At 40.0% G+C, this 17,951-nt stretch carries 13 protein-coding genes and 2 pseudogenes; 6 read left to right on the top strand and 9 right to left on the bottom strand.

The window, feature by feature from the left end; translation table 11 throughout:
- Positions 1-2,273, top strand: a 2,273-nt coding sequence (uvrA, locus tag L654_RS0108955) for an excinuclease ABC subunit UvrA (RefSeq protein WP_024607836.1), incomplete at its 5' end; no start/stop codon positions are given.
- A 51-nt stretch (positions 2,274-2,324) separates the two neighbouring features.
- Here uvrA and L654_RS0108960 read toward each other — a convergent pair.
- The 3 genes and pseudogenes from L654_RS0108960 to L654_RS01000000125815 form a co-directional block, all read right to left on the bottom strand.
- The gene (locus tag L654_RS0108960) at positions 2,325-2,816 is read right to left on the bottom strand and encodes a DUF2798 domain-containing protein (protein WP_024607837.1); all 492 of its coding nucleotides are present in this window, start codon (positions 2,814-2,816) and stop codon (positions 2,325-2,327) included.
- An 80-nt stretch (positions 2,817-2,896) separates the two neighbouring features.
- Positions 2,897-3,514 carry a LysE family translocator gene (locus L654_RS0108965; RefSeq protein ID WP_024607838.1) on the bottom strand — a complete coding sequence of 206 codons (618 nt, stop codon included), beginning with the start codon at positions 3,512-3,514 and terminating at the stop codon, positions 2,897-2,899.
- Positions 3,515-3,585: 71 nt separating this feature from the next.
- Positions 3,586-6,046, bottom strand: a pseudogene (locus L654_RS01000000125815) (prolyl oligopeptidase family serine peptidase).
- A 166-nt stretch (positions 6,047-6,212) separates the two neighbouring features.
- Here L654_RS01000000125815 and L654_RS0108975 point away from each other — a divergent pair.
- The 3 genes from L654_RS0108975 (at position 6,213) to L654_RS0108985 (ending at position 9,738) form a co-directional block, all read left to right on the top strand.
- On the top strand, positions 6,213-7,169 hold the full coding sequence (locus L654_RS0108975) for a LacI family DNA-binding transcriptional regulator (protein ID WP_024607839.1): 957 nt from the start codon (positions 6,213-6,215) through the stop codon (positions 7,167-7,169).
- Positions 7,166-8,395: a glycosyltransferase family 4 protein gene (locus L654_RS0108980; RefSeq protein ID WP_024607840.1), complete on the top strand. Its 1,230-nt coding sequence runs from the start codon at positions 7,166-7,168 to the stop codon at positions 8,393-8,395. Before L654_RS0108975 ends, L654_RS0108980 begins: the two co-directional genes overlap by 4 nt.
- A 116-nt stretch (positions 8,396-8,511) precedes the next feature.
- Positions 8,512-9,738 carry a threonine/serine exporter family protein gene (locus L654_RS0108985; RefSeq protein ID WP_010553647.1) on the top strand — a complete coding sequence of 409 codons (1,227 nt, stop codon included), beginning with the start codon at positions 8,512-8,514 and terminating at the stop codon, positions 9,736-9,738.
- Between the two features lie 376 nt (positions 9,739-10,114).
- On the opposite strand, the gene L654_RS0108990 is transcribed toward L654_RS0108985, so the two are convergent.
- The 3 genes from L654_RS0108990 to poxB form a co-directional block, all read right to left on the bottom strand.
- On the bottom strand, positions 10,115-10,462 hold the full coding sequence (locus L654_RS0108990; protein WP_024607841.1) for a hypothetical protein: 348 nt from the start codon (positions 10,460-10,462) through the stop codon (positions 10,115-10,117).
- Between the two features lie 16 nt (positions 10,463-10,478).
- The gene (locus tag L654_RS0108995) at positions 10,479-10,952 is read right to left on the bottom strand and encodes a hypothetical protein (protein WP_024607842.1); all 474 of its coding nucleotides are present in this window, start codon (positions 10,950-10,952) and stop codon (positions 10,479-10,481) included.
- Positions 10,953-11,150: 198 nt separating this feature from the next.
- Positions 11,151-12,875 (bottom strand): ubiquinone-dependent pyruvate dehydrogenase, encoded by a 1,725-nt coding sequence (poxB, locus tag L654_RS0109000; RefSeq protein ID WP_024607843.1) that lies wholly within the window; start codon positions 12,873-12,875, stop codon positions 11,151-11,153.
- A 316-nt stretch (positions 12,876-13,191) separates the two neighbouring features.
- Between poxB and L654_RS0109005 the strand changes: the two genes are divergently transcribed.
- Both L654_RS0109005 and L654_RS1000000128560 read left to right on the top strand, forming a co-directional pair.
- Positions 13,192-14,847: an RluA family pseudouridine synthase gene (locus L654_RS0109005; protein ID WP_024607844.1), complete on the top strand. Its 1,656-nt coding sequence runs from the start codon at positions 13,192-13,194 to the stop codon at positions 14,845-14,847.
- A gap of 177 nt (positions 14,848-15,024) precedes the next feature.
- Positions 15,025-16,918 (top strand): annotated as a pseudogene (locus L654_RS1000000128560) (GGDEF domain-containing protein).
- A gap of 36 nt (positions 16,919-16,954) precedes the next feature.
- On the opposite strand, the gene L654_RS0109015 reads toward L654_RS1000000128560, so the two are convergent.
- From L654_RS0109015 to L654_RS0109025, 3 genes are read right to left on the bottom strand one after another with little or no spacing between them, the layout of a single operon-like run.
- Positions 16,955-17,173, bottom strand: coding sequence for a DUF6500 family protein (locus L654_RS0109015; RefSeq protein WP_024591904.1), 219 nt, complete (start codon positions 17,171-17,173; stop codon positions 16,955-16,957).
- A gap of 37 nt (positions 17,174-17,210) precedes the next feature.
- Positions 17,211-17,468, bottom strand: a complete 258-nt coding sequence (locus L654_RS0109020; protein ID WP_024591905.1) for a hypothetical protein — start codon at positions 17,466-17,468, stop codon at positions 17,211-17,213.
- A 59-nt stretch (positions 17,469-17,527) separates the two neighbouring features.
- A complete protein-coding gene (locus tag L654_RS0109025; RefSeq protein ID WP_024591906.1) occupies positions 17,528-17,782 on the bottom strand; it encodes a hypothetical protein in 255 nt (84 codons plus the stop codon).
- Positions 17,783-17,951 lie beyond the last annotated feature (169 nt).

The following is a 17,951-nucleotide window of genomic DNA, read 5'->3' on the forward strand; positions in this document are numbered from 1 at the left end:
CTGCCGTTGCTTTGCAGCAGCAACGCGGCGCACCGTCGGTTCGCTCATCCGTTGGCAGCATAACAACTATTTCTAACGCGCTACGCATGCTTTACTCACGCGCAGGCAAATACCCCAAAGGGCAAGGCATACTTTACGCCGATGCGTTTTCGCCAAATACGCCACAAGGTGCGTGCCCAGAATGCTCAGGAATAGGCCGAGTGTTTGAAGTAACCGAAAAGCTACTTGTGCCAGACGATACAAAAACTATTCGCCAGCGCGCCATTGAAGCGTGGCCACCAGCATGGCAAGGTAAAAACCTAAGCCGTATACTTACTTCCCTTGGTTATGACATAGACACTCCTTGGAACAAGCTTTCTAAAAAAGCACGCAATTGGATTTTATTTACCGACGAAACCCCTACTGTGCCGGTATACCCAGATTACACCTATGAGCAAACACAGAATGCGATAAAAAATAACGAAGATCCAAGCTACATGGGAACTTTTTCAAGCGCTAAACGCTTTGTTTTACAATCTTTTGCTACCACACAAAGCCCGCGTACTAAAAAGCGCGTATCGCAGTTTATGCAAATATCGCAGTGCCCTACTTGCCAAGGTAAAAAATTAAAACAAGCATCGTTAAGTGTTAAATTTGCAGGGCTCGATATTGGCGAGCTATCTCAACTTACATTAAACGAACTTGCTAAAAAATTAAGTAATGCCGCCAACACCAAAGTAAATAAAAATACAAAAAATCCAGAGCAAGCCATTGTTACGCAGCGCATTGCCAGTGACATTCTCACTCGTATTGAAGCACTAACCATGCTTGGTTTAGGGTACTTGTCGCTTGAGCGTACAACGCCAACGCTCTCACCCGGAGAGCTACAACGATTGCGACTTGCCACACAAATTCGCTCTAAATTATTTGGGGTGGTTTACGTGTTAGATGAACCTTCAGCGGGTTTACACCCAGCAGACACACAAGCACTTTTAAAAGCGCTTGATGAGTTAATAGCGGCTGGCAATTCTGTATTTGTTGTTGAGCACGATGTCAGCGTTGTTAAACATGCCGATTGGATTGTTGATGTAGGCCCTGATGCCGGTGTGCATGGTGGCGACATTATTTACAGCGGTCCTGTTGAAGGGTTAAGAAAAATAAAAAATTCGCACACAGGTCGTCACCTTTTTGCTAAAAACGCCAGTCAAGAGTCTACTCAAAACAGCGCGCAAAAAAAGGAGCAAAAGCAGCCAAAAGCGTGGTTAAAATTAGCTGATATTGAGCGTAACAATCTTAAAAAACTCAATGCAGAATTTCCACTGGGTGTTATGACAACCGTTACTGGGGTTTCGGGCTCTGGTAAATCAAGCCTAGTAAGCCAAGCGTTAGTAGAACTTGTTTACGAAGCACTCGGGCAAAAAGTAGTAACACAAGCGCCAACCGACGAAGCCGACTTACTCGAACAAGAGCTGCAAACACACACCAGCGGAAAAATCATTGAAGGTATAAATAATATAAGCCGCCTGATTACCGTAAATCAAAAAGCGATTGGCCGTACCCCTCGTTCAAACTTAGCTACCTACACGGGTTTGTTTGATCACGTGCGTAAACTATTTGCTTCAACCCAAAAAGCAAAAGAGCGCCGTTATGATGCCGGTCGCTTTTCGTTTAATGTTGCAAAAGGTCGTTGTAAAAACTGTGAAGGCGTTGGCTTTGTGAGTATAGAGCTACTGTTTTTACCTAGCGTTTATTCACCTTGCCAAGTATGTCATGGCAAACGTTATAACGAGCAAACACTTGAGGTTACATATCGTGATAAAAACATAAGCAATATCCTCAATTTAACGGTTGAATCGGCGCATACCTTTTTTGAAAATGAACCTGCAATACTGCGAGCACTCGATGCACTTATGCAAGTTGGTCTTGGGTATTTACGTTTAGGGCAACCTGCCACTGAGCTTTCGGGCGGTGAAGCGCAGCGTATTAAATTAGCAACCGAGCTGCAACGTGCGCAGCGCGGTAACACACTTTACATTCTCGATGAGCCAACGACAGGCCTGCATCCATCGGATGTATCAATGCTAATGTCGCAGTTAAATAAATTAGTAGATGCTGGCAACACCGTTATTATGGTTGAACACGATATGCAAGTAGCCCGCAATAGTGACTGGGTAATTGATGTAGGCCCTGGTGCTGGTGAAGAAGGCGGCTTAATTGTAGCGCAAGGAAAACCTACAGAGGTAGCTCAATCTAAAATAAGCCGAACAGCACCTTTTTTGAATGGTGCAATTTAAAGAGCAGGTAAACACTAAATAACAAAAAGAGCCAATGGCTCTTTTTTGTTTTTAGCTTTTTAAAAAGCGTTCTATTTTAGGTTTTACCGTAACCGACATTATCAGCATTATAGTTAAACCTATTGGTAATGCAGCTAATAAACCTTCAGCCCATCCAGTTACAAATACCCCCATATCGGCATAGCCAATATTATTAGTAGCGGTAACAAACGCCATCACCGACTCCATGATCAGCGCCATAAAAACACTAATAACTAAATTACGTTTTAGCTCGCTACTAGTAGGCAATAACTTATTAACTAGCTTATGCATCAAGCTCATCATAACAAAACCAATAGGCGCCATAACCAATACTGCACTTATAAACGAGGTAAACCAGTCGGCATAAAAATGCTCTGTAACACCCACATTCACATAAGTCATAATGCCAGTTAGAGTACCGCCGATTAGGGTGATAATACTTACCATAACCAGTATTTTATAAATTACAGGTGTTTTTTTAGACTCAACCATTACTGGATTTGCTGATACGGGTGTACTCATTTTTGGGCATGCCTTAAGCGTTAAATAGATGACAAAATCAACTATAGCAAATTAATTGATAATATCAACTACTTTTTAAGCTAACCAAAAATAAGCCAAATTCCAACTAATCCCATTAAGCTACCAGCAATACGGTTCATCCATTTAATATTATCACCACGGCTTAAAAATAAACGTAAGCTTTTACCGCCTGTTGCGTAAGCTAACATACTTAAAAACTCGGTGGTCATTATAACGCCAAGCAATACTAAAAGCTGAGGAGCTACAGCATGGTCAACACTTATAAACGGCGGTAATAACGAGATCATAAACGCCCACCCTTTAGGGTTAGCAATTGCGGTTACAAAACCCTGAGTAAATAACGACTTCCGACTTACGTCATTTGGTTTTGAGGTATCGACCGACATTTTGCCTTTGGCTCGCCACATGTTAACGCCAATGTAAATTAAGTACGCACCGCCTACCCACTTTAAAATGGCAAATGCATCTGGGTAATTTAGCATTACGCTTGCAACACCTAATACCGCAGCTATGGCAACGGTTGCTACGCCTAACAGCTCACCTATCATCATCCATAATGTGCGGCGCACGCCAATGCTCATACCGAGTGTCATGGCAAGGGTCATACACATACCTGGGGTGATAGACACAAAAAAGAACGTAGGAATAAAAACCGCAAGTGCTGCTACATCAATCATTAATTTACTCTCATATTAAAAGCAAAAACGCGGCTATAAGTAGCCGCGCTGTTGCTTACTCATGTTTATTACTATTGCCCAGTACTTACCACGGGTTCAGTAATAACCTCTACTGGCTCTGCTGTATCATTTAGCAAATACTTATCTAACCACTGTTCTTGTTCCCACAATACATGCAATAAGCTTTTACGCGCACGGTAACCATGTGCTTCATAAGGGAGCATTACTAAGCGGGCATCTTTACCTAAACCTTTTAGCGCTGCGTACATGCGCTCACTTTGCATTGGGAAGGTTCCTGAATTAGGATCTTCTTGACCGTGGATCATTAGCATTGGTTCGTTAATTTTTTCAGCGTGAAAAAACGGCGACATATTAGCGTACACACTTTGTGCTTGCCAAAAATCACGCTCTTCTCCTTGAAAACCAAACGGCGTTAATGTGCGGTTATACGCGCCACTGCGGGCAATACCTGTTTTAAATAAATCGCTATGAGCCAATAAGTTAGCAACCATAAATGCACCGTATGAGTGCCCTGCTATGGCAATTTTGTTTTTATCGGCAATACCTTTTTTAACTAATACATCAACAGCTGCTTGCGCACTTGATACTAACTGCTTTCTAAAGTTATCGTTTGGCTCGCTGCCATCAATACCCACTATTGGCATTTTAGGGTCGTCAAACACGGCAATCCCTTTAGCAAGGTAAGGCATTGGCCCCCAATAACCAATGTAGGTAAATGCATAAGGCGATTCGCGCACTTGTGATGCTACGGCTTTATCTTTGTATTCAAGTGGGTAAGCCCACATAAGTACTGGTAACGGCCCTTGCGTTTTATCGTACCCTGGTGGTAAATAAAGCGTGCCCGAAAGCTCAACACCGTCGTCGCGTTTATAACGTAATTGCTCTTTAGTTACGCCTTTAAATGCAGGGTACGGGTGCTCAAATGTCGTTAATTGCGTTAGCGTGTCGTTATCTAAATCACGTATAAAAAAGTTAGGTTGCTCAGTTTTAGATTCGCGAATAGTAATAAATCGCTCACCTTCGTCGTCAAGCAGAGCGCGTACACGCTCGTAGTATGGCGCTTCTGATTGCCATAAACGCTTGCTGCTATTTGTTTTAACATCGTATTGGTCTAAAAACGGGATATTACCTTGCTCTGAAGCTCCATTACCACGCAGATATATATAACGCCCGCCTACAATTTTAATTACGTTTGCGCCTAAATCGTTGCGCTCGTAAATTGCATTACCAGGGTCTTTATACGCGTCGTTGTAACTACGCTCTGAAAATAAAACGCGATTTCTGTCGGCATTTCGTGGTTGCACTATGTAAGTACGTACTTGGCGATCGCTAAAGCGCCAGTCTGTCAGCATGGCTACGTTTTCGTTGCCCCACTCAATACCAGAATAACGGCGTTCTACTTTGGCAAATAATTTAGGCTCGCGTTTAAAAGGTGCACGTAAGCTGTAAACATAATCATGATGCTCAACGTCGGTTTTCATGTCGCCACCATCTTGCGCCTGCGCCCAAATAACCTCAGCGCCTTGATCTGCTCGCCATTCAAAGTCTCGGCGGCCAGTGCGTACGCTGTCGTAACCTTGTGGAATGTTATCGGCAAGTGGCTGTTTTGCCAGCTCTGCTAATGCATAGCCGCGCATGCCCCATATTTGCCATGTGCTTGCAAATCGGCTGTAAGGCACTTGATACGAAAACGGCTCATTAATACCGGCAACTAAAATATTGGTAGAATCAGGTGACACCGAAAACGATTTAAATAAAGAAGGGCTACCTATTGCTTGGGTATTGCCATCAAGCGTTATGTAAGCCAGCTGCCCTTGGCCGTAAAACTTAAATTGTGATTCATCAAACGGGCTGGTTAATAAATTTTGGTAAGTACGTGCTGGCGCTTTTTCGCCAGTACTTTGTTGAATAACAGGCACTACATTTTGGCTGTTATTTTCAAGCTTTGGTTTACCAAAATTAACAGCAAGATTTGCAACAATGGCGCTGCTATCTGGCAACCATTTATATGGTGAGGCAGTTAATACCGAATTTAACGCAGCACTAGTTAACTCTTTTGCTTGTTTGGTTTCAACGCTGTAAAGCCATAAGTTGGCTTGGGTTGGTTGCTCAACAACAAAGGCTAAATATTTACTATTAGATGACCATTTAGGTGAGCGGATAATGCCATTAGGTAAGTTATTAATACTGATAACTGACCCGCTTTGAACATGCTTTAGCTCCACGGCACTAAATTTGGCACTCACACGAGAGCGCGAAAAATTAGCGGGGTTTAGCTTAATACCAGCAAGCTTAAGCTCTTCTTTTGCAAGTTCATCAAGGGTTACTACACGTTTGCGTTCAAAAAGCGCTANACTGGCCATCGCTCGATAAGTAACTAGTGGGTGCTAACTTAGCGTCAACCAATGCTGCAAGTTCAGGTGATGGGGTTTGATAGCCCTGCTCGGCGTAACTTGTTGGCACCAATGCCGCACAACAAATAAAGGCAACTAACAGCCTAAAAGCGCTCATGTTTTTATCCTTTTGTTATTTTTTACTCTTATAAGCGTATATAAACACGTTTTGCTTTGTTCATAAAGTATTAAGGTAAGTTAAACACCTCTAAAAGATGACTTAATAGTGCTGATTAAGCTAAACTACAGCGCTATTTATTCACCACTGCGGTACTTAAAATACAATGCATAACAAAGCCAAATCAGTCACCATTTTTGATGTTGCAGAGCGTGCTGGTGTATCAAAATCAACCGTATCGCTGGTACTTACCAAAAGCAACAAAGTGGGCAATAAAAGTAAACAAAAAATACTAAAAGCGATAGATGAGCTAGGTTACGTTTATAATCGTGATGCCGCTGCAATGCGCTCAAAGCGCTCAAATTTAGTGGCCATAGTAATAAACGATTTAACTAACCCAGCTATGGCACACCTTTCTACCAGCCTACAACTTTTGTTAAATGACAATGGCCTACAAGCCATGATTGTAAGCAGTAATAATAGTCTTGAACTACAAGCAAACGCAGTTAAAAACTTAAAAGAATACAACGCTGCTGCATTTATTATTTGCCCCGTTGCAAATACTTGCCCCAAATGGCTTGATACGCTCAGCGCGCAACACAAAGTAATTACCGTAATGAGTGAAGTGCCCTTTAGCGCAGCTCCTTGCGTATTACCCGACTATAAAAAAGCCAGCCACGTAGCCAGTATGCATTTGCTCTCACAAGGCGTGACAAACATTGCATTTATAGGCAGTGAACTTACTTTAAGTGATTCACAAGCACTACAAAGTGGCTTTAATACCGCTTGCGCGCAGCACAGCATTACACCATTAGCATCCATTTACTGCGCAGTAAACACAGCCCTTAGCGCTAAAAATGCATTTATAGAAGCATATAAACACAACCCAACATTATACGCAGTCGTGTGTGCAAACGATATTATTGCTCAAGGTGTTATTGCTGCTATTAACTCATTAACACATCACTGTATTAAAGTGGTGAGCTGCCACCATATTCCTAATAGCGCGGTTATAAATGATCACTTAACCACTGTGGCTATAAGTACAACTGATATAGCCAAGCGGTGCCTTTTAATACTACAAGAGCTACTACAAAATACAGCCCCGCCAGNTAGCCAATGAAAAAAGTGCTGGTAATTGGCTACGTATGGCCAGAGCCAAATTCGTCTGCTGCGGGAACGCACATGATGTCGTTATTAAATGCCTTTAGAGCGCAAAACTGGGACGTTGAATTTGCAACGCCCGCGCAGCGCACCGATCACATGGTAAATCTTGACGACTTCGGCATAACCAGTCAAAGCATTGCACTAAACTGCGACAGCTTTGACGAATACGTTAAAGCCTATAATCCAGATATAGTCATGTTTGACCGTTTTATGATGGAAGAACAATTTGGCTGGCGCGTCGATAAACATTGCCCACACGCAATTAAAATTTTAGATACCGAAGATTTACAATGTCTGCGTAACGCTCGCCACGAAGCGCACAAAGGTGAGCGTGAATTTACAACCAGCGATTTACACTCAGACATAGCAAAACGCGAAATTGCCGCTATTTTACGCTGCGACCTAAGCTTAATTATTTCAAGTTATGAAATGAGCCTGCTAAATAGCGTATTTAAAATAGAGCCAAGTTTATTACACCATTTACCGTTTATGGTCGATTTAAGCTCACTGCCTACAAGTACAAAAACGTTTGAGCAGCGCCAGCACTTTATGACCATAGGTAACTTTAGACACGCGCCAAACTGGGATGCTGTACTTTATTTGCAAAAAATATGGCCACTTATTCGCAAGCAGCTACCAAAAGCAGAACTACATATTTATGGCTCTTACCCACCACCAAAAGCCACGGCACTAAATAACCCTAAAACAGGGTTTTTAATAAAAGGCTGGGCCGATAATGCGTTTGATGTAATGCAAAGCGCACGCGTATGTTTAGCACCACTGCGTTTTGGTGCAGGCATTAAAGGTAAATTGCTTGAAGCCATGATTATGCAAACACCCAGCGTTACCACCAATATTGGCGCAGAGGGCATGCATAACGGTTTACCATGGCCGGGTAAAATAGCCAACACCGCCGATGACTTTGCCAATGCTGCCATTGAAATGTACACCAATCAAAGTGACTTTGAACAAGCGCAGCAAGATGGCAACACGCTCCTTAATACGCTCTACAACAAAGTACAATTGAGCGCTGCGTTAATTCAAAAAGTCGATTCAATAAGTAGTGATTTAAACGCTCATCGCGAAAAAAACTTCACCGGTCAAATGCTCAAACATCATACAATGCGCAGCACTCAATACATGTCGCAATGGATAGCCGAAAAAAATAAAAAATTAGATTAAAAATGACTAGACACACACCAATTAGTGTTTAAAATCGCGCCCATCAAACGTGGGCATTTTTAGCTGTATTGTCTATATTTTTAGCTTAGTTATCGCAATATTTGGTCCAAAAAGATTTGAAAACTGCAACCTTTACAGAAAAACGCAAATTTATCGTTAAATTGGGTAAGATGCTTCACAAATATGGTACGCCTGCTTACCGCCTAGAAGCTCACCTAATGGAAGTGGCTACATACTTAGGACTTAAATCGTCGTTTGTTATGTCGCCAACCTCTGTAACGTTTGTTATTTGGACCGATGGTCACGAAGACGAGTACACCCACGTAGCACGTGTAGACCCTGGCGACCACGATTTAGGCTCACTTGCCGACACCGACGACCTTGTAAACCAAATGCTTGACGACAAGCTAAGTTTACAAGAAGTTGATGCGCAACTAGACGCTATTTTTGTAATGCCAAACCCATACAATAAACTTGTTACGGGCGTTGCGTTTGCAACTTCTGGTGGTGCGTTTGCAATGTTAATGGGTACTAGCTGGACTGATGTTATTTGGTCATCGCTACTTACTTTAGTTGTTTATGTGTTTGTGCTTTGGTCTGGGCGCTCAAAACGCGTAGCTCATATGCTTGAGCCATTAGTGGCCATAATATCAGCCATACTTGCCTGTGCAGTAAGCGTATATATAACACCTGAAATAAACATACGCTTGGTGGTACTTTCGGCCATTATTGTATTTATACCCGGTTTAGCACTTGCGCTTGGCTTAGCAGAGCTTGCAGCGCGGCATTTAGTGTCGGGTACAGCACGAGTCATGGACTCGTTTATGCTGTTATTTAAACTCTATTTTGGCGGTTTTATTGGCATAGGTATTGGCTTTGCACTCTTTGGGCAAGCTGACTTTGTACAACCTGAGCCATTACCAAAATGGACAGCATGGCTAGCTATATTTTTACTTTGTAGCAGCCTAATCGTGATTTTTAGAACCAAACTTAAACATGCAGTTTGGTCTATTGCATCTGGCTTTATAGCGTATGGCACCAGTATTGGCTCGGCTATGTACCTTGATTACACGTTAGGTACATTTGTAGGTGCTTTATCGGTGGGTATATTTAGTAACTTGTTTAACCGCGTTGCTAATGCGCCGGCCTCTATTGTTGCCATGCAAGGCTTGATTGTATTAGTACCAGGTAGCAAAACCTATATTGGCTTAAACTCACTAATTGAAGGTCAAGACTTTGTATATGCAGAGCACATAGGCCAACAAACGTTTTTAATATTTATGTCGCTTGTTGCAGGACTAATATTTGCCAACGTAGCCCTACCGCCTAAAAAGAGTTTGTAAGTGATACTGAGCGCTCGCTTTACTTTGATTGAGTAAAGCGAGTGAAGCGTTGAACTAAAAACTAAAAACAACTACCAAGTAACAATTGATGCCAATACTAAGTGTTTTAGCTTATTACATTGCACTTGAGTCAAACTCAAAAACCTCATAGTGATTCCAACGTAAAAACAGTTCACCGCTTTCTAAATAACCTGAACTCTGGATAATAAATCTATCTCAAGCAGCTATTTTCAGCGCTAACTGCGTTGAATTTACTTGCAATAGGCCAGCTATTGACGCGTAAATTCGCCTTGTTTTCACTAAAAATCTCTGGCTAGAGAAAATAAATTTAAATATCACTATGATTCAATATTTTAGTAAATCTCTTAACCAGAGTTCAGGTTAAATACAGATTTATGTCATCACTTGATGGATAGCAAAAATCATCCCAGTGATCACAAAAAATTAGCCAAGGTAATGTAAGTGCTGTTTCTTGATCCCAGCAAATTGTTATTGTTTGCGAATCATTTACTAAGCCCTTTAACCATTGCCGTGTTAATTCACTTCCTTCTGTGGAGTCGAATCTTTTTGCGCCAACCGGAAAGTTAATGGGTGTGGCGGCAATTAATGCTCTTGCTTGATCTTCACTCAATGGGTTGAGTTTATTTAGTGTATCTTTAGAAAAATCACCGTGGGACGCACTAATCCAGCGCCATGCTAAAGAAAAGTCTTCAATTTTAATCAACGCTCTATACCTACTTTTACAAACACGTAATTGACTCTACAATACTATTACAACGCTCTAAATGCCCTATTAATTCTGGGCCTTCGGGGTAGTCAGAGCAATTGCCTATTATAAGGCCTGCAACTTTACCTGCGGGCTCTATTTCTACGTCCATGTAAGATGCAAATATAGAGTTGTTTTTGGTTTTGGACCACGTAAAGTGATAGTAAGTATTGTGTGTGCTAAGAAATTTACGATCTGGTTTATTAAACTTACTGGTTGTTGCTGTCAGCAAAGTATTTTTGTTCTTAACAGTAATTTCAGCGCCGCTTATAGCCCAAGATAATGGCCACCCTCTTGTAACCTCCGTAGAGATTTCACACTCGCCAAGCACACTAACCTCATTTAAATCAGAAATTATATTTGCGTATTCACTGGTGCGTAAACTGCTTTGCTGAGCTTGAATAAGCCATAAAACAATCAGCGACAGTAAAACCGATTTCCATTTCATTATTGCTCCGCTCCTCTATGAAGCAGAGGCATTTTATGCGTATTTTTATTAATTTAATGATAAACCATATATGATTTTCTATTTTTGTTCAATTACTTACAAACAACCATCACTTATTAATGGTCGAGAATGACAGTGAGGATTATTACTTTGGCACTTCCCTATTGAGCAAAAATACTCAATAGGGAAGTAACTTAACTAGCGTGACCAGTTAGTTTTGGCAAGCTCTACAATCTCATTACCTTTGCCATTTATCAGCGCTTTCATCATGTAAACACTAAAGCCTTTTGCTTGCTCTAATTTGATTTGCGGCGGCATTGAAAGCTCTTGTTTTGCGGTATCGACTTCTAAAACAACAGGTCCTGAGTGATTCATCATCTCGTTCATTGCCGATGGTAATTTTTCAGGGTCGTCCACATGAATCCCTTTTAAGCCACAGGCCTGTGCAATGTTAGCAAAACTTGGGTTTTCTAAATCGGTATCGCTTGACAAAAACCCACTGGCTTTCATTTCCATAGCCACAAAACTAAGTGAGCGATTATTATAAACAACAATCTTTATTGGTAAATTAAGCTGCTTAAGTGAGATCAAATCGCCCATTAACATCGAAAAGCCACCATCGCCACACATTGCAATGACTTGGCGGTCTCTATCTACAGATTGAACCCCCATTGCCTGCGACATGGCATTTGCCATAGAGCCATGATTAAACGATCCTATTAAACGGCGTTTTCCATTCATTGATAAATAACGCGCAGCCCACACTGTTGGCGTACCTACATCACAAGTAAAAACAGTATCGTCAGCCGCTTGCTCGTTTAGTAAACGCGTTAGGTATTGCGGGTGAATTAAATTTTGCGAGGTTTTGCCACTGGCTAGTTCATCGAGATCTTGTCGAGACTCTTTGTAGTTTTTAACACATTTTTGTAAGTGCGAGCTTGTCCGTTCACCTTTAATATAATCAAGCAGTGTGGTCACTGAATTTTTGGTATCCCCTAGCACGCCACAATCAATTTGGACGTGTCGCCCAAGTGACGCAGCCTGATTATCAATTTGCAATATGGTGGTATTTTCGGGATAAAAAGCACGATAAGGAAAACTAGTACCAATCATTAATAACGTATCGGCTTCTTGCATTGCATGATAGCCCGACGCAAAACCAATAAATCCGGTCATACCAACATCGTAAGGATTGTCGTACTCAATAAATTCTTTACCGCGCATGGCATGCACTATCGGTGCTTGTAATTTTTCGGCTAGCGCAACAATTTCGTCGTGGGCATCCTTACAACCAGCACCACACAACAAGGTTACTTTTTTACTTTTATTAAGATGAGTCGCCATTGCTTTAATATCAGATAAAACGGGAGTATACGTTGCTGGTTTTGGCACGTTCCATTTTGGTTTAATAGCTTTAGGCATATCTTTTAATGCAATGTCGCCAGGTAACACAAGTACACTTACACCTTTGTTTAGTATTGCTTGTCGCATTGCTGTTTCTAGCAGGTACGGCATTTGCTCAGGGCTCGACACCATTTCACAATATACACTGCATTCTTTAAATAATTCTTGCGGATGGGTTTCTTGAAAATAACTACTGCCAATTTCAGATGAAGGAATGTGTGCGGCGATAGCTAATACCGGTACATTATTACGCTGACAATCAAATAAGCCGTTAATTAAATGAAGGTTACCTGGGCCGCAAGAACCCGCACACACCGCAAGCTCGCCTGATAAATGCGCTTCGCCACCGGCTGCAAATGCGGCAACTTCTTCATGTCGCGTTCCTAGCCATTCAATTGTTCCCATTTTTCGCAGGCTTTCACTAATGCCGTTAAGTGAATCGCCAGTTACTCCCCAAATGCGCTTTACGCCCGCTTGTTCGAGGGTTTTAGTGATAAAACTTGCGATATTTTGACTCATAATATAGAACTCCTAAATATTCAGTTATTCTGCAAATTGATTTTTTGCCTCTGCTCTATCAAGTAAGTCATCGTTTCGAAATGCGCTCAATTGTTGAGAATCGATAGGCTTAAATATTTTGATAACGATAGATATATTACTACTGAGACTTTACTAACAAACGCCTGGGTTTGCTTCGCCCCCATACTGATACATAAAACATGAATGTCCGCTTTAAAGTGTTTATGAATATGCGGGTGCGAGATTTTTAGTGGCTTAACTATGAATATGTTATTATGCGCTCAATTATTTTACTGAATGCTTTTCTCTTACTTCTATGTCAAATTCTGCTTCGTGCTTTACATTATTTTCTCAAAATATTGATTCTCTCGCGCTTCCGGAAAAGTTTACTTTCCCTTTTTATTACGAGCCGCAACCATTAGCTGTAGCAGCCACAAAACAATTACAGCAACAACTTGAAACGTTAATGCATTTAAAAGCAGAAAATGCCGGTAAAATGTTTGGGGTTTTAGTCGTGCAAAATACTAAGCAACAATTAGGCTTTTTAAGTGCTTATTCGGGGCAAATTGAAGGTGATAAAGCCAATATTAGCTTTGTACCGCCAGTTTCTAGCATGCAGCTGCAAGACGATAGCTATTTGACTCAAAGTAAAATAATTAACGATATTAATGCTCAAATTGAGCAATTAGAAAATAGCGAACAACTGCATGAAGTTAATAGCAAACTTGATGATGCAACACAAAGCTACCAGCAAGCACTATTAGCCCAACAGGCAGTAATGCAAGCCGGTCGCCAGCAACGTAAAATACAACGTACCGAAGGAGAATTAGAGCTTAGCGAAAGTGATTTTGAGCAGTTAAAAAATAAGCTTGCAGGGCAAAGTATCGTAGAAAAAAAGCAACTGCTGGCACTTAAAGCCTATTGGCAAAATATAATCGAGTCACTGCAGCAAACACACATCAATATTTCTGATGAAATTGCTCATTTAAAAAAGCGCCGTAAAACGCTTTCTAAAAGCTTACAAAAAAAGCTATTTGCACAGTACCAATTTTTAAATGCAAATGGTGAAACTACAGACTTAAACGCCATATTTGCAGCACTGCCTGAGCATACTCCTCCTTCGGGTGCTGGCGATTGTGCAGCGCCTAAATTATTACAATACGCCTATAAACATGGCTTAAAGCCACTTGCAATGGCTGAATTTTGGTGGGGAGCAGCGCCTAAATCAGCAATTAGGCAACATAAAAACTACTACCCTTCTTGTTACAGTAAATGCCAACCAATACTTGGGCACATGCTAAAGGGTTTAGATGTTGAAGATAACCCGCTACTTATCAACCCAGCTCGGGGTAAAGATTTAAGTATTGTTTATAAAGATGACGACTTACTTGTGGTAAATAAGCCCGCTGAGTTTTTATCTGTGCCTGGCGTTAATATTGATGACTCTGTTTATATGCGCATTAAAACACAGTTTCCAGAGGCGTCAGGCCCGCTAATTGTACACAGATTAGATATGTCGACTTCTGGATTATTGATGATTGCACTTAACAAACGAGTACATAAAGCACTGCAAAAGCAATTTATTGAACGCACCATAGATAAACGCTATGTCGCATTAGTTAATGGTAATGTAGCTGAGGATAGCGGAGTAATTGATTTACCATTAATGCTCGACTTTGATGATAAACCGCGCCAAATGGTGTGTTACAAACATGGTAAGCCATCACTTACTACCTGGCAGGTTTTAGAGCGTAACAACAACATTACCCGATTACAGTTATACCCTAAAACAGGGCGAACTCATCAATTAAGAGTACATTGCGCGCACAGTTTAGGTTTAAACATGCCAATTATAGGCGACACACATTACGGGCAAAAAGCCGATAGATTACATTTACATGCAGAATACTTAGCATTTACTCACCCAATTACACTTAAACGATTAGAATTTGAAGTAGCCGCAGATTTTTAACAAAAGCACATAAACCGCTACCACTAAAACGTACAAATATTGGCTTTTATTAATTAAATTGATATTGTTTATGGTCTTATTTTTCAATGATGAGTATAAGAAACTGTTCAAACCCAAGTTTATTAAGCAATGCGAAAAAGTATTTCAATAATAAAAATAAGTCAGCAAAGGATTAACATGGCTAACAATACACAAATAAAGATTTTAGGTAATACTTTATGGGCAAAGTATATTGTTCTCATTTTATTTTTACTTTTAAGTAAGCTTGCCTCAGCTAACGGCAATTCATTAAGTGCAACTTTACATGCGCTAGACTTTGACACGACTCAAACTCTCATCAATAACATAAAACAGAATGAACTAGACTATCTTCAAAATGAAGACAAACTCACTCAAGCGTTTAAAATAAGCAAAGAGCAAAATTGGGAAAACCTTCATCTAGAAGCGGCCGCTTTGTATGCGGAGTTACTTTTTAGACAAGAAAAATACGAAGCGTTAAACACACACTTATCCTATTACTTAAAGAACAAAGAGTTACCAAATCAAAAAAGTGTATATTTATTATTTCTCGAATCACAACTCAAGTCTCTAGCGAGAGAGCCAAACCCAGCTCCAGCACAAACGCTAGCCACAAAATTAGAAGAGAGCTTGCAACAGCATTCAACTAAAGAAAAAATCATTATTTTACGAGCACTTGCTTACTATTACACCGATACAGATGCATTGAAAAAGACCCTAAATGTTGCACTAGAGGGGTTAGAATTAGCATTAAAAGATGATGATTCAGCATCTCAAGGATACTTTTTTAGAAAAATAGCCGATGCATATAATTATCTAAACGAAAAAGACAAAGCCGTATATTATGCAAAAAAAGCGGTTGCGGCATATGAGCAAACACAAGATGGGCTTTTTACCTCAAAAGCATATTGGAGCTTAGGCAATGTATTGCTGGAGATTAAGAAACCTAAAGATGCCTTAATATACCTAGACAAAGCATTGCTCTATTTCAAAAAAGTTAATATGCAAAAAGGCTTAACCTTTGCTCAGTACTCAATTGCCAGTATTGAGTACTTACAAGCAAATTACGATAAAGCTTTAACTCTAACTAAAGAAAACATTGAGCTTGCTCGTTCTGCAGGTGTTCACGACATGCAACTCGCATCGCTCATTTTGTTAGCTGACATATATATAAAACTAGATTTACTTGATCAAGCAAATGAAGCAAACGATGAGGTGTTTTTTAAATTAGATAAATTCAGCCGCAGTATTTATAAAGCCGATTTTTTAAGTAAACGCTATGAGCTAAAACGACGCCTTAACTACACTGACGAGGCTTTTGAAGCAATTGAACAAAAGCTCCTTTATACAAAAAAACACTACGAAGCTACCAGTGAAAATAATATAAAAACACTACAGATACAGTTTGAAGTAAAAGAAAAAGAAGAAAAAATACAGCAACTAGAGTACGCAAAAGATATTAGTGAGCTACAAGCTAAAGAAGAATATCATCAAAAAATAATTTGGCGACTTAGCGCTGCTATTGCGTTTATTTTAGTTATTGCTTCATTATTCTTATTTTATCGGCAGGCTCGACAACGTCAAAAATATCACAATATTTCATTAACAGATTACCTAACAAATTGCCCTAATCGCAGAGGAATAATGCGAGCAGCAGAAGCAAAACTTGGTGAAGGTAAAATGACTATAGCAATTGTTGACTTAGACTACTTTAAAAAAGTTAACGACCATTTTGGTCACGATGTTGGCGATTTAGTTCTTATTGCCTTTGCAAAAGCTGCAAGAGAAACACTATGTAATGATCATCAGTTTGGCCGTTACGGCGGNGGCTGATGAACGAATAATTCGCGATATATTTAACCGACTCGCCATTAGCTTCGCCGAGCATTGCAGTAATATAGAAGACTTTCCTACAGATACAAAAATCACTTTTAGTGCAGGAGCCTCTGTAAGTAGCCCTTTAAAAAGCACACTGGATATTCTTATTAAGCATGCAGATAAATTACTTTATAAAGCAAAAGAAAACGGAAGAAACCAAGTCGTAGTTGATTAAATAAACACAGCTAAAAGTATTGGCTCAGTTAATTGACTAAAGTCCGTCTAAAACCATTTGTTTAATTTTATGTGCTTTTACAAAATGATCTAATTTATGGGTGTGTATCCACCAAGTAGCAGCTTCCATAAGTAGCTCTGGGTCGTCGTTTTTATTAGCAAAAAAGGCATAAAAAGAAAGCCCTACATTTTCGCCTTTAACTGCTATTTTTTTATCGCATACGGTAATTATTTTTGCTCTTAGTTCTTCCCTCATACATACCTTATTTAGTTATATTTTTACTGTATATGTACTATTGAAATACGCCATTTAAAAAGCTAACGATTAGCTGTAAAAGACTTCTATCAACCAAACCGTGATTCTCAAGCTCTTTATTAGGCGTATTTACTTTTGCAGCTTTGCATTCATTATCTAATGTTTCATTTTTACGTGTATCGGTTTCGTATGCAATATCTGCTTGTTCCATACATTTTGCCGAACCTGCGTAAGGCTGTGCCGCACAAGCGCTTAGTAATAAAAAAAGTGGAATTACTATCAATAATTGCTTCATAACTAATCCTATTTTTACGCAACTTATTTACTTTAAATTACAGCTGCAAGTTAGCCTATTTACTTTTCTACCACCATTACAAAAAATTCAAAAAAGAACGTACCGATAGCATCAAAAAAAGTGTCATTTTTTTCATCCTTTTTAATTTGTGCGCTAATGCATTGATTATAAACTTCTGAGCTTGTTTGAGCGCCATTTCGAGCAACCGTTTCAGCCTCTTCAATGCATAAGTTAGGGTCAGAACGTGGGGCTGTACTACAGGCACTTAGTAAAGCGCACAGCAATAATGCGGCGATGGGGCTTTTTATGTTCATCCTTAAACTATCCTATTAAGTTAACGTGCTACCTGCATTTATACCGATTGGTATTATATGTGGGAGTAATACATATAGGTTGTACCTAAATAATGTTGCTACTTTATCACTGCAATAAAATAAACAACCAGTAAATATTTGTAAGGTTCTGTAGGGATTTATACTCACT

It is taken from the genome of Pseudoalteromonas sp. TAB23 (assembly GCF_000498075.1).
Lineage (GTDB): Bacteria > Pseudomonadota > Gammaproteobacteria > Enterobacterales > Alteromonadaceae > Pseudoalteromonas > Pseudoalteromonas arctica.